Origin of the sequence: Fodinisporobacter ferrooxydans (assembly GCF_022818495.1) — a bacterium.
Lineage (GTDB): Bacteria > Bacillota > Bacilli > Tumebacillales > MYW30-H2 > Fodinisporobacter > Fodinisporobacter ferrooxydans.
On sequence record NZ_CP089291.1, the window covers coordinates 2,509,689 to 2,523,999 of the forward strand.

Consider the following 14,311-nt stretch of genomic DNA (forward strand, 5'->3'; position numbering starts at 1 on the left):
CTTAACAATTCCGACAAAATCGATGTGATGCAAATCGTATCGTTGCAACTTATGAGAGATAGTAGTGTGTGTTCAAAAAGTGGTTAAGTAAGACGCAAGGAGTTTTGACTACTTTTTGAACATCCTCTATAAGATTTGAGGGAGTGGGGATCTGAACGATGAGAATGAATGGATTGCCGGAGAAACAAGGTTTATATAATCCGCTGCATGAACATGACGCGTGTGGAATCGGATTTATCGCAAATCTGAAAGGAATCGCGTCACATGAAATGGTGCAAAACGGTCTCACAATGCTGATTCGGCTTGAACATCGCGGCGCACAGGGAAGTGATCCGGAAACCGGTGACGGTGCCGGCATCATGACCCAAATTCCGCATGATTTCTTTAGAAAAGCTCTTGCAAAAGAGAAGATTGACTTGCCTGTGCAGGGAAAATACGGTGTGGGCATGCTCTTTTTGCCGTTGGATCCGATGCAACGTGCGAACGCTGAAAAACAGCTGGAATCGATCATTGCAGCAGAAGGCCAGCAGTTGTTAGGCTGGAGGACAGTGCCTTTGGATGATTCCAAGATTGGCAAGACTGCAAAAGAAAGCAAGCCATGCATTCGTCAAGTATTTATCGGTGCAAGCGAAGGCACAAAGGATGCAATGGCTTTTGAACGGAAACTGTATATCATTCGCAAGCAATTTGAAATAATGGCGCATAAAGGCGTGTACGTATGCAGCATGTCCAGCCGGACGATTGTCTACAAAGGGCTTTTGACGCCAAACCAATTGACTGATTTTTATCGGGATCTGCAGGATCAGGCATATACATCGGCATTTTCAATTGTCCATTCCCGTTTCAGTACGAACACGTTTCCAAGCTGGGAGCGGGCGCATCCAAACCGTTATTTGATTCACAACGGAGAAATTAATACGTTGCAGGGGAATATCAATTGGATGCAGGCGCGGGAACAAATGTTCCAATCGGAAGTGTTCGGTGCGGACATCCAAAAAGTATTGCCGATTATCGATATGGAAGGCAGCGATTCTGCTGTTTTAGATAATTGTTTTGAATTCTTCTACCTGGCCGGCCGTTCTCTCCCGCATGTGGCGATGATGATGATTCCGGAACCTTGGGATCAGGACGCACAAATGTCCGACCCGAAAAAAGCGTTTTATGAGTACCATAGCTGCTTGATGGAGCCTTGGGATGGACCGACGGCAATTTCCTTTACTGACGGCAAACAGATTGGGGCGATTTTGGATCGCAATGGTCTTCGTCCGGCTCGTTACTATGTGACGAATGACGATACGATCATTTTTGCATCGGAAGTCGGCGTGCTGGATGTACCGGAAGAAACCATCATTCGGAAGGGTCGGCTCAGCCCCGGACGCATGCTTTTGGTCGATCTGGAAGAAGGACGGATCATTGCCGATGAGGAAATCAAAGAACAAGTGGCGAAGCAATATCCGTACCGTGAGTGGCTGGATCAATCGTTGCTGTCCATTGCCGATCTGCCGGCAGCAAAAGCAACTGCAGATTTGGATGACAAAACGATTTTTCAATTGCAAAAAGCGTTTGGTTATACGCAGGAAGAATTGCAAAAGAACCTGGCGCCGATGGTTTCGGAACATAAAGATCCGATCAGTTCCATGGGGATCGATACGCCTTTGGCCGTTTTATCAGACCGGTCGCAACTGTTATACAACTATTTCAAACAGTCGTTTGCACAGGTAACGAATCCGCCGATTGACGCCATTCGGGAAGAGTGTGTGGTTTCAACGATGACTACACTGGGGGCAGAAGGAAATCTGCTTGCGACAGATCCGAACAGTTGCCGGAAAATCCGGTTGGAACAGCCGATTCTTGCGGATGAGGAGTTTGCAAAGCTGGTACAGAATCCGTATCCGGAATTTAAGGTAAAAACTCTTTCCATCCTGTTTCCGGTTGCCGATGGAGAGCAACAACTGGAAAAGGCGCTTCATGCTGTATTTGCCCAAGCTGACAAAGCGATTGCAGAAGGCCATACGCTGCTTGTCCTTTCCGACCGCGGAATCAATCAGGATTTGGCGGCAATCCCTGCACTGCTCGTCGTCAGCGGTCTTCATCACCATTTGGTTGCAAGCGGCACACGCACAAAAGTAAGCATGATCGTCGAATCGGGAGAACCGCGTGATGTGCATCAATTCTCCATGTTAATCGGCTATGGTGCAGATGCCATTTATCCGTATCTGGCGCTTGCGACACTCAAAGAATTGATCCATGGCAATGTCCTGCAAGGTGTCACGCATTCGGAAGCTGTGCAAGCATTTATTTCTACAGCGACAAAAGGCGTCGTCAAAGTTATGTCGAAAATGGGGATTTCGACGATTCAAAGTTATCGCGGCGCACAAATCTTTGAAGCGATCGGGATCAGCACAACGGTAATCGACCGTTATTTTACAAGAACTTCTTCACAAATTAGCGGAATTGATCTGGCAACAATCGCCAAAGAATCGCTGATCCGCCACGAACAGGCATACCATTCGGAAAGCGCGAAGGATCAACTGGATGTCGGTACAGAACTGCAATGGCGCAGAAACGGCGAGCATCACGCATTCAATCCGACAACTGTGCACACGCTGCAGCGGGCATGCCGCCAAGAGGACTATGAACAATTTAAAACATATACGAAAATGGCAAACGAGGAGCAGTTGGCATTCTTGCGCAACCTGTTCGATTTCCGTACAGACCGGACACCCGTGCCAATTGATGAAGTCGAATCGGTCGAGTCGATTTGCCAACGTTTCAAAACAGGCGCCATGTCCTATGGCGCGTTAAGCCAGGAAGCACATGAAGCTTTGGCGATTGCCATGAACCGGCTGGGCGGCAAAAGCAACAGCGGAGAAGGCGGAGAAGATGCGAAACGGTTTGTGCCGGATGCCAATGGGGATTCCCGCCGCAGCGGAATCAAACAGGTCGCATCCGGACGGTTTGGGGTTTCCAGCTATTATCTGGTGAATGCCGATGAACTTCAAATCAAAATGGCACAAGGCGCAAAACCGGGAGAAGGCGGGCAACTGCCAGGGAATAAAGTATATCCATGGATCGCTGAAGTGCGCGGTTCAACGCCGGGAGTTGGTCTGATTTCACCACCTCCGCATCATGATATTTATTCGATTGAAGATCTTGCGCAATTGATATATGACCTGAAAAATTCCAATCCAAGCGCAAGAATCAGCGTGAAATTGGTTTCCAAAGCAGGCGTCGGAACGATTGCGGCAGGCGTCGCAAAAGGCCTTGCGGATGTGATTGTAATCAGCGGACACGAAGGCGGCACAGGCGCATCGCCCCGGACGAGTATCAAGCATGCCGGGATGCCTTGGGAACTCGGATTGGCGGAAACGCATCAAACGCTTCTGCTGAATCAGTTGCGGGATCGTGTCGTATTGGAGACGGACGGCAAATTGATGACAGGCCGCGATGTCATCATGGCCGCACTGCTGGGAGCTGAAGAATTTGGCTTTGCGACCGCACCGCTTGTCGCTATGGGATGTGTAATGGCGCGTGTTTGTCATCTTGATACCTGCCCTGCAGGTGTCGCAACGCAAAATCCGGAACTGCGCAAGAAGTTTAAGGGCGAGCCGGAGCATGTCGTCACATTTATGCGATTTATCGCCCAAGAAGTACGTGAGATCATGGCGGAATTAGGTTTCCGCACAGTGGAAGAAATGGTTGGCCGCAGTGATGTACTGATAGTTAGCGAGCGTGTGAAAACACACTGGAAAGCAAAATATCTCGATCTCTCAACACTGTTGCATCAACCGGATGTAGCTGCTGAAGTGGGCAGATACCATCAGCACAAGCAGGATCACAAACTGGAGGAAACACTTGATCGCAGGGAGATTCTCAAACGTTGCCAGCCGGCACTTGACGGCAAAACACCTGTCGAAGTGAATCTGCCGATCAAAAACAGCGATCGGGTTGCTGGTACGATCCTGGGAAGCGAAGTGAGCAAGCGATTCGGCGCAGATGGTCTGCCGGAAGATACGATTCGACTGAATTTCAAAGGTTCGGCGGGACAAAGTTTTGGCGCATTTGTTCCCAAAGGCATTACATTGACGTTGGAGGGAGATGCCAACGACTATGTGGGCAAAGGCTTCTCCGGCGGCAAAATGATTGTCTATCCGCCTGCAAACGCAACATTTGTCCCGGAGGAAAATACGAGCATCGGCAACGTAGCTTTTTATGGCGCGACTGCCGGTGAAGCGTATATCCGCGGAAGAGCCGGAGAGCGGTTCTGTGTCCGGAACAGCGGAATTCATGCTGTCGTTGAAGGCATTGGCGATCATGGCTGTGAATATATGACAGGCGGGCGCGTTGTCATTCTTGGCCAGGTCGGCAAAAATTTTGCTGCCGGCATGTCGGGTGGTATTGCCTATGTGCTGGCGGATGACGCTGATGCGTTTGCCGAGCGCTGCAATCTGGAAATGGTCTTGTTGGAAACGTTGCAAGATCCGACAGAAATCGCCGAAGTAAAGCATATGATCGAAAAGCACGTACAATATACAGGCAGTCAATATGCACAAGATCTTTTGGATCAATGGCAGCAAACCGTCAAAACACTAGTCAAAGTGATGCCAAAAGAATACAAGAAAATGCTGGAATCGATTCGACAACTGGAGCAAACGGGAATCAGTCGTGAAGAAGCCATTTTTGTTTCATTTGAACAGAATCATAAGAAACACAGCAGCAAAAAAACTGTGAAGAAAGAATTGGAACCTGTTTTCAATTAAGCGTATGTTAGGAATGGAAATGGGGGAGCAAGCTTGTCTTGCTCCCCATTTTGCTGTCAAGTAACTGAATATCATGTATATTTTTTCAGTCTTGGTTCAAAATGGTAAGGAATTATCAGGAAAGTGGTGATTGGATTTCATGAAGATGTTCTGGATTATAGGAATCATTGTTGTTGTCGTTTTATTGATCTTGTTTATATTTTTTAGAAAAAAGAATTATAAAAAACTTCCGTATTATAAAGTTAAAAAAGATTAAAGTGTCCTTGATTCAAATTTTGTTTCCCTGACAGATCTTCCATCATATGAAGCATTTGCATATTTTTTAAAACTTCTGTCGCATCTTTTCCTTGCATAATTTCAAAAAGCGCCATTTTCTGAATGAAATTTTGATCATTGTTTTGTTTTGTTTGACCGACTTTAATCGTTCCTTGTTTTTGCTTCTGTTCATTTCCTTTAAGAATCCAATCAATGACCTGTAATTTTAATAGCACGTCCTGATCCTGAGGCTGGTTTTGCTGAGACTGGTTTTGCATTTGGTTTTGTTGAGACTGATTTTGATTCTGCATTTGATTTGGCATTTGATTTTGAACCTGATTTTGGCTATTGTTTTGATTATTGTTTTGGTTTTTATTTTGTTGATCATCGGATTGATCTTTGGGCAAAAAGTCTTGATCCGAGTGGCTTTTCATCAGTTGATCCAGATAATCTGCATGTTTTTGCTCTGTACATACAAGTGCTTGATTCGACCCGGCATCAATAATATAAAAATTTCCTGAACCAAAACTGTCTTCCAATTGAATGAGACCCTGCGCTTTTTCCAGTTCCTTTTGTTCATTTGCGCTGACTGATACCTTAGGAATTTGTTCGATAATGGCCAATGCAACCGGGCGTGCCACCCTTGATGCTTTTAGGGCTTGTACAACAGAATCATGAATCATTGCATAAAGTGGAAGCGTTAAGGTTTGACATGTATTTTTGATGATATTGTCACTCATTTGAAAACCACACTTTCCGTGCATTTTACACTTATATTTACCTACTTGTCATCATTCATTCCGGTTTTTATTTACAAATTATGGTAAGAATATGTGTTTCCATTTATGAAACAATCGCTATGCATTTGGAGAGCAGGAGAGGAGAAGTAACATGATTCGCTTTGGAATAATTGGCACCGGTTCGATAACAGAAGAATTTATCAAATGTGCAAGCGTCTGCGAAGATTTTTCTTTACATGCGATCTACTCCAGAACGGAAGAACGAGCGAAACGCTTTGCTGCTGCATATTCCGTGGAACATATATTTACAGATCTGCACGCAATGGCTGCATCCGATTTGATTGACGCAGTATACATTGCCAGTCCAAATTCCTTCCATGCGGAGCAAACCATTCTGTTTTTGCAGAATAAAAAGCATGTATTATGTGAAAAACCTATCGCGTCCAATCGAAACGAATTGACGAAAATGATTCATGCAGCGAATGAAAATAAAGTGCGATTGATGGAAGCCATGAAATCGATCTATTTGCCGAATTTTAAAGCAGTACAAGACAATCTTTATAAAATAGGGAAAATACGAAGATTTTTCGGAACCTTTTGCAAATACTCTTCCCGTTATGATTTGTACAAAGCCGGAAACAATCCTAACACGTTTAATCCCGAATTTTCTAACGGATCTTTGATGGATCTGGGTGTCTATTGTATGTATCCGGTCATTTCGCTGTTTGGTGCGCCCGATCGCATGATGGCAAATGCCCTTTTCCTGGAATCCGGTGTCGATGGGCAAGGAAGCATTTGCTTGCAGTATAAGGATATGGAAGCAGTTCTTATTCATTCGAAGATCACCAATTCAGCAATTCCAACGGAAATCCAAGGTGAAAAAGGGAGCATGATGATCGATAAGATCAGTGCTCCCGGTAAAATTGAAATTATTTACAACACTGGAGAAGTTGAAGATCTTACTCAACAGCAGTCAGACTATAGTATGTTCTACGAAATCAATGAATTTCTGGAACGGATCAAATCGGATTCGCCGGAATCGAGTGCACATTCTCACATGCTTTCCTTGCAAGTGATGGATGTGCTGGATGCGGTGAGAAAAGAAATCGGGCTGATTTACCCTGCGGATATTCATTCATGATACAATGAATTGCTTCTCCTTCTCCTTGAATCTTTCTTCTACATGGGCCTTTTTCCCTAGATCTGTTTCGGCAGGAAAAAACCGACAGCGGCATACAAGATCGCGGAAACGACAACGGCCAGTATGGAAGCTTTCAGTTTCGCATTCGCATACTGCATCAGCGGGAGTTTCATAACGGTTGCCATTGCTACTGTATTATCACTTAACGGCGATGCAAATCCACCGAAGGTACCGCTGGCAAAAACAGCTCCGGCGATCAAGGGCAAATATGCATGTGTGCTTGTTCCCAGTGAAAATCCCAAAGGCAAAAGCATGCCCCATGTGCCAAAAGAAGAGCCGATTACATAGGAAATCAGGCAGCCGAATAAAAACAATACAGGTGCGATGAACACAGGCGGCACCAGATGCCCGATCGTTCGCTCCATGTAATTGGTGAACCCCAGATCGGAAGATACTGCCGAGATCGACCATACCAAAACCAAGAGGACAATCACGCCCATCATCTCATTGCCGCCGGCTAAAAATCCGAACATCGTCCGGCTGATCGGTTGCCTTTGAAATATGTACCATACAATGCTAAAAAACAGGGTGATCAGCAGCGCTTCCAACATTGCTTTGGCCGCGTTTGCATTTGCCAATGCGGCCAAAAACGACGGTGCGCGAAAATGGCCATCCCACCAAGTCATAAACAAAGTCAAACTCAACAATACAAATAATGGGATCGACAAGTTCTTCATGTTCGGCGGTATTTTTTCCGAAACCAGCTCGACCGGATCGGGAAACGAGTCTTCATTTGGATCTTTCCCATGTGAAGAATTTTGTATGTTTTGTTTCTTCGACAGTATACCGAATTCCGAAGCGGTCTCAGCATTTGCAAACTGTGATACGATTCGGATTCGGTTTTCGGCTGCGAGTTGCATCGAACCTTTTGCAGGCCGATCTTTGGAATTCTCACCCGACTTCACCGATGAACGAACATCTGTCTTGGAAAAAAAAGTTTTATACAGGCCGAACAAAAGTATGACAATGGAGAAGAAATTAAATGGAATACTTACCAGAAATACATGATAGGCAGAGCTTGCAACGGCATTATGGCGCATGCTTGTAGCAATTAATCCGACCATGTAGCCGACAAATGCTGTTCCGAGCGGAACGAGAGCGATAAATGGCGTTGATGTCACATCGATTGCAAATGCCACTTTCGAATTTGGCACGTTTAGTTTGCCGAATATCTGTTTCATTACAGGCGCTACCGTAATAATCCGAAAATCTGGCGCCATAAATGTAATCAGGGAAGATAACCAAGTAACCGCAAACGCTCCACGAATGGAGTGAATCCGAGTCTCCATCCATTTCGTAAATCCGGTCACACCTCCTGTAACACGAACCAAGCCAACAAAAGCGCCAAATCCATACAGGAAAACGATCAGGCGCAAGTTGTCGGACACCGACAGTTCTTTCAGTATATAGGCAAGTGTCGCTTGAATTCCTCCCAATACACTTGGATGCAGCATATAGGAGCCGACCAACAATCCCACCATTAACCCCGGCAGTACTTGCCGCGTGATCATCGATAATGGTATCACAATCAGAAACGGCAAAATGGACCAAAATGTCCCGTACATATGTTTTCCACCTTTCCCCAGTCGAACGATCGGTTTGAAAAATAGTTACAACACCTAGGTTTCTCCATGAAAGGAAATTTATACTGCAAAAATCGATCAGCCGCATGCAACTTTCAGGCATTTGAAACATTCAGCATTCTTTCAGCTACATTTCAAAGTCATTTCAGCATCAAGCTTTAAAATGGGCAACAGAGGCAGCAAATATAGAAGAAGCAATTTTTCGAGCAGAATTCGGGTAAAGCACGAGTAGGGCTCGAGCAAAGCATATGCAGGAGTGTAATATGGTAAATCGTACATATTTGCATGAAATTCGATGAATGTAGAGAATGGGGACAGAAAGGACATGGCGGAGATATCAAGCAAGGAAATAGAACCCAATTTTGCGAATGGATCCATCGTACGACGGAAAAAGAAATGGATTGCGATTGGATTGGCCGGTTTGTTGGTTGCAGGGAGTGCATTTGGGATATATGAAAAAGTTGCATCACCCAAAAACACGATGGCAAATATGCGGTTGGTCACGGTCCAGCGGGGAGATGTGACTGAGACAGTCTCCGCTTCGGGAACCATCCAGGCAGCAACACAAGTGAACTTGAACTTCTCTGCCGGAACTGGCAAATTAACGGCCCTGAATGTAAAAGTCGGTGACAAAGTGAAAGCCGGTCAGGTCTTGGCGACACTCGACAACCGAACCCAACAAGCGCAGGTTGCCAGTGCACAGGCAAACCTAAGCGCTGCACAGGCACAGCTGGCCAAAGCATCGGAAGGATCGACAGCACAAGCAATCGCACAACAAAAGGCCAACCTGGAAGCGGCACAAGCCAGGCTTGCACAGGCCAAGGAAGGTGCCACACCGCAGGCGCTCGCCGTACAAGAGACCAGTGTGGAAAAAGCAAAAGCGGCGCTTGATGGCGCAAAGACAGCCTATCAGGACCAACTGGCCATTTATAATGATCGTTCGGCGGACCAGCAAACACTGACAAGCGCGCAAAATCAAGTCGATCAGGCGACTACACAATTAAAAAATGCGCAAGCGGCGCTCGATTCGGCTAATGCAAAATTGACACAGGCGAAAGAAGGGCCGACGGCATCCCAGTTGTATGCAGCCCAAGAGGCGGTGAATGCAGCCCGCAGCCAATTATCCAATGCCCAACAACAACTGGGTCTTGGCGGGAGTTCCAGCCAATATTTGTCCAATATGAATGCGATAAGCCAAGCGGAAGCGAGTTTGGCCAATGCGGAAAACAATTTGGCAACACTGCAAGCGGGAACGGATGCGAATGTGATTGTGCAAGATCAGGCGACTGTCACACAAGCACAGGCTACTGTTCAGCAAGAACAGTCCAATCTGAAAGCGGCCCAACAAGCGTATAGCACAGCTGTGCAGAGTTATAACGATCGTACCAGCGCCAAAGCGCAACTGGATCAATCAAAAAATAACCTGGATCAGGCACAGTCTTCGTATGATCAAGCGGTTGCCCAGATGAACCAATTGCAAGCTCCGCCGGATAGCAATGCCGTCAAGGAAGCGCAGGCAGCGGTTGATCAGGCGCAGGCCCAATTGGATCAGACGATGGCATCCCCGGATGCCGCAACGATTCAACAGGCACAGGCAGCGGTGGATCAGGCGCAGGCACAACTCCAGCAACAGCAAAAAGCTCTTGACAATTTTGTATTGAAAGCGCCGATTGACGGTGTGGTAACACAGGTGAACGGTCACCCTGGAGAAATGACGAATGCCGCATCGTCCAGCAGTACGTCGGCAATCGGCCCTGGATTAATCGTACTGGACGATTCCAATTCCACGGATCTGCAAGTCATGGCGCAAGTCAGCCAAACAGATATCGGAAAAATAAAAAGCGGCATGAATGCAACGTTCAGTACCAGCACGTTTCAAAACAAATCCTTTAACGGCAAAGTTCTCTTGGTGTATCCGGAAGCCACCACATCGAATGGCGTTACTACGTACGATGTCTTATTATCCGTCGATAATCGTGAAGGATTGTTGAAACCAGGCATGACGGCAAATGTAACGATTCAAGTCGGAGATCATAAAAATGTTCTGTATGTTCCATCCATGGCGTTAAAAGAAGTGAATGGGCAGGATGGCGTACTCGTACAAGCAAATGGATCCACCGGCAAGTCGGGCAGCCAGGCTGCCAATCCGGGCGCCGGCCAATCCGGCAAATCAGGAAGCAAATCCAATGCTGCAAGTACGAGCGGAACGCATTTCCAATCTGTCCAAATCGGCTATTATAGTTCCAATAAAGTAGAGATTTTATCTGGTTTAAAGGAAGGAGATCAAGTCGTCGTTACGTTCCAGAACACAGGAAGCAGCAACAATAAAGGGTTTGCCGGCAGAGGTCCTGGATTCGGCGGCGGCCCTGGCGGCTTCGGTGGAGGTCGAGGAAATTGATGAAACAACCGCTGATTCAAATTGACGACTTGCGCAAGATGTACCAAATTGGAGATCAACAGATTCAAGCACTAAGGGATGTCAGCCTGACAATTCATGAAGGTGAGTTTGTTGCCATCATGGGGCCGTCCGGGTCCGGCAAATCGACGATGATGAATGTGTTGGGATGTTTGGATAAACCGACATCTGGCGAATACATGCTGGACAATTATCGTATTTCAACTGCACATGACGATGATTTGGCGTTTATTCGCAATCAGAAGATTGGATTTGTATTCCAAAGCTTTAATCTATTGCCGAGAACGACTGCTGTAGAAAATGTGGAATTGCCCTTGATGTATTCTGGAGTGCCGGTGCGCGAACGGAGAGAACGGGCGATCGCAGCTTTGCAGGATGTGGGCTTGGGAGAGCGGCTGTGGAACAAGCCGAACGAATTGTCCGGCGGGCAACAGCAGCGGGTGTCTATCGCCAGAGCCTTGGTCAACAATCCTTTGATCCTGTTGGCTGATGAACCTACAGGAGCACTGGATACGAACACCAGCAACGAAATCATGAGCATTTTTCAACATTTAAATGATGCAGGCAAAACGGTGATTCTTGTCACACACGAGCCGGATATCGCAGAGTACGCCAAGCGGATCGTCCGCTTTCGGGACGGGCGGATTGAGGAGGATCAGCTTGTGGAAGTGCGGCGGCTGGCGTACCATCCGGAGGTGGTGCGATCATGAATGTTTTGGAAAGTATAAACGTTGCGTTTCGCAGTGTAAAATCCAACACCATGCGCTCCATTTTAACCATGCTTGGGATTATCATCGGCGTTGCTGCGGTGATTGCGATGGTGGCGATCGGGCAGGGAGCTTCCGCGAGTGTATCGTCCAGAATTCAAGGGCTCGGCAGCAATCTGTTGATCGTCATGCCCGGACAGGCAAAACAAGGCGGTGTCAGCATGGGAGCCGGTTCTTTGGATACGTTGACACTGGATGATGCCAATGCGATCGGCAAACAAAGTTCGATTGCCGGGGTAGCGCCGGATGTCAATAAATCGGCACAAGTCGTTTACGGAAATCAAAACTATTCGACTGCCATTGAAGGCTCGACGGCGGATTATCCCCATGTACGAAGCGCGAATGTGCAGAACGGACGCTTTTTTAACAAGTTTGAAGTCAATGGCCAGGCAAACGTGGCCGTTCTGGGTACGACCGTTGTACAAAATTTATTTGGAAGCGCAAATGCAAATCCGGTCGGAAAGATCATAGAAATCAATCAGATGCCATTTACCGTTGTCGGTGTTTTGGAAAGCCAAGGCAGCCAGGGCATGACGAACAACGACGACCGAATCATCATCCCCATCACGACCGAAATGAATCGGCTGTTTACCATTGCCAAAATACGGACGATCTTTGTTTCCGCAAAATCGGCCGACCTGATGAATCAAGCCCAATTTGATATCGAAGCGACACTGCGGGCCCAACACAATCTGGCACCCGGAGCGGATGATGATTTTACAATCAATTCACAAGCACAGATTTTAAATACGGCACAAAGTGTCAATCGTGTCATGGTGGCGCTGCTGGTAGGCGCTGCAGCGATTTCGCTGATTGTCGGCGGAATCGGGATCATGAATATTATGCTGGTGTCCGTTACAGAACGGACGCGGGAAATCGGCATTCGCAAAGCGATTGGCGCCACGCGGGGGATCATACTTACACAATTTCTCATTGAATCGGTGATGCTCAGCGTACTTGGCGGAATCATCGGGATATTGCTGGGTGTCGGCGTTTCGGCACTGATGAACCAAACAGGGATGATGACAACAACCATTACGCTTACACCCATTCTATATGCATTTTTCTTTTCGATGCTTGTCGGTGTTGTCTTTGGCGTCTATCCGGCACGGAAAGCGGCTCGACTCAATCCGATTGACGCATTGCGGTATGAATAAGCACATATCATCGCCAAATGTCGATTTCATGTTAAAATAACATGGTAGGCGGTGGTGATGTGGTGGAAAAAGTGGTTAGGTCATGGAAAATTTGGATTGGGATCGGGTTATTTTTGTTGGGAATCTTGATTCCATATGCGTTGAACCCTCAACTTGTGGGAATGAATCAATTACTTAAAACGATGAACCACAAAACAGATGGAAATGCATTAATGATGAGTGCTTTTTTCATCGTGTCAATTAATACCATCATCTCCATTCCCCAATTTCTCAGTGTGGTCATGTTGGGAGACGGGATGGCCGCTGCCTTCAATCGATCCGAATTAAAAACCCTGATCCCTCTGATCGTCGTGCCGCTCGCTTATGTTTTCGTCAATATGCTGACACCATTAACCTATAATTTTGGAGCCACAGATATTTTTCTGTGGCTTACGATCGTGGTCATGCAGAAATTAAGCAAACAAAAATTAAATATGGTGATGAAATTGCTGGTTTTCTCCCAATTAATTTTTGGTGTTACCTGGCTGAATCAAGTTCCTTATTTTACTCCCTATGGCTTTGGCCGCGGTTCTTTATCGATGAAGGTGAAACAGGCGGCGCTGCAAATTGGATTTGGCCAGGTTCTCGCGCTTTATGCCAATATGTTTTTTCTGATCTTTGTAGCCAGTGCCATCACTTTATGGATTTACCTGGTTTTATACATGGAGAGGTGGGCCATTTCGCAGGATCTGCACAGAGCTCAACTGGAAGCCCGGGAATCCCGGTCGGGACGTGAAGTTCTCCATCTGGTCCACGATCTTAAGACACCGCTTGCTACGATCGAAGGACTGGTTTCATTGATGGAGATCCGATGGCCGGATCCCAAGATGCAAGAATACTGTCAAACCATCTATGGTTCCATTCATTCGATGAGCAGAATGGTTTCAGAAATTTTGTACGAGGATCGAAAGGATTGGTGCAAGCTGATCGAACTCATCGATTATGTTCGGGCGAGTCGTTTAAGCGGTACGAATGTATCGGTGGATATCGAATTGGAGGGAGAAACCCAAACGAGTCTTTACATCAATAAAATCAGGGTGACACGAGCGATTGTAAATTTGATTGACAACGCGTTGGATGCCATTCAAGAACGGGAAAACGGAAGGATAGTCTTGCGGGCAAAAACGTTGACAAAAGTAGTAATATTAGAGGTAGAAGACAACGGCTGCGGTATTTCTGCAGATCGGGTAAAAAGAATTTGGAAGACCGGATACAGCACGAAAAACCACCCTGGAGTCGGTCTGTCTTTTGTACGACAGGTTGCGGAGGGACACGGAGGAACCGTTCATGTAAAAAGTGCCGCGGGGCAGGGGACGAAAGTTTGGATAACATTGCCGCTGGGGGAAACCAATGAGAATTTTCATCATGAAAGATGATCAGGACAAAAGACACC

At 46.6% G+C, this 14,311-nt stretch carries 8 protein-coding genes; 6 read left to right on the forward strand and 2 right to left on the reverse strand.

Annotated features, from left to right (window positions below):
• Window positions 1–158 precede the first annotated feature (158 nt).
• Entirely contained in the window at window positions 159–4,760 is a 4,602-nt protein-coding gene (gltB, locus tag LSG31_RS11975; RefSeq protein WP_347435340.1) for a glutamate synthase large subunit, read from the forward strand.
• A 242-nt stretch (window positions 4,761–5,002) separates the two neighbouring features.
• Here the strand turns inward: gltB and LSG31_RS11980 are convergent, their stop codons facing one another.
• Window positions 5,003–5,755, reverse strand: a complete 753-nt coding sequence (locus tag LSG31_RS11980; protein WP_347435341.1) for a hypothetical protein — start codon at window positions 5,753–5,755, stop codon at window positions 5,003–5,005.
• A gap of 151 nt (window positions 5,756–5,906) precedes the next feature.
• Between LSG31_RS11980 and LSG31_RS11985 the strand changes: the two genes are divergently transcribed.
• Entirely contained in the window at window positions 5,907–6,896 is a 990-nt protein-coding gene (locus tag LSG31_RS11985) for a Gfo/Idh/MocA family protein (protein WP_347435342.1), read from the forward strand.
• Between the two features lie 56 nt (window positions 6,897–6,952).
• Here the strand turns inward: LSG31_RS11985 and LSG31_RS11990 are convergent, their stop codons facing one another.
• Complete coding sequence (locus tag LSG31_RS11990; protein ID WP_347435343.1) at window positions 6,953–8,521, reverse strand: Na+/H+ antiporter NhaC family protein; 1,569 nt, start codon at window positions 8,519–8,521, stop codon at window positions 6,953–6,955.
• A 343-nt stretch (window positions 8,522–8,864) separates the two neighbouring features.
• Between LSG31_RS11990 and LSG31_RS11995 the strand changes: the two genes are divergently transcribed.
• From LSG31_RS11995 to LSG31_RS12010, 4 genes are all read left to right on the forward strand, one after another.
• Complete coding sequence (locus tag LSG31_RS11995) at window positions 8,865–10,937, forward strand: efflux RND transporter periplasmic adaptor subunit (protein ID WP_347435344.1); 2,073 nt, start codon at window positions 8,865–8,867, stop codon at window positions 10,935–10,937.
• Window positions 10,937–11,665, forward strand: coding sequence for an ABC transporter ATP-binding protein (locus LSG31_RS12000; RefSeq protein ID WP_347435345.1), 729 nt, complete (start codon window positions 10,937–10,939; stop codon window positions 11,663–11,665). Before LSG31_RS11995 ends, LSG31_RS12000 begins: the two co-directional genes overlap by 1 nt.
• Window positions 11,662–12,879, forward strand: a complete 1,218-nt coding sequence (locus LSG31_RS12005; RefSeq protein WP_347435346.1) for an ABC transporter permease — start codon at window positions 11,662–11,664, stop codon at window positions 12,877–12,879. The genes LSG31_RS12000 and LSG31_RS12005 overlap by 4 nt, the downstream gene beginning before the upstream one ends.
• A 62-nt stretch (window positions 12,880–12,941) precedes the next feature.
• Window positions 12,942–14,294 carry a sensor histidine kinase gene (locus tag LSG31_RS12010; RefSeq protein WP_347435347.1) on the forward strand — a complete coding sequence of 451 codons (1,353 nt, stop codon included), beginning with the start codon at window positions 12,942–12,944 and terminating at the stop codon, window positions 14,292–14,294.
• The last annotated feature ends 17 nt before the right edge of the window (window positions 14,295–14,311 follow it).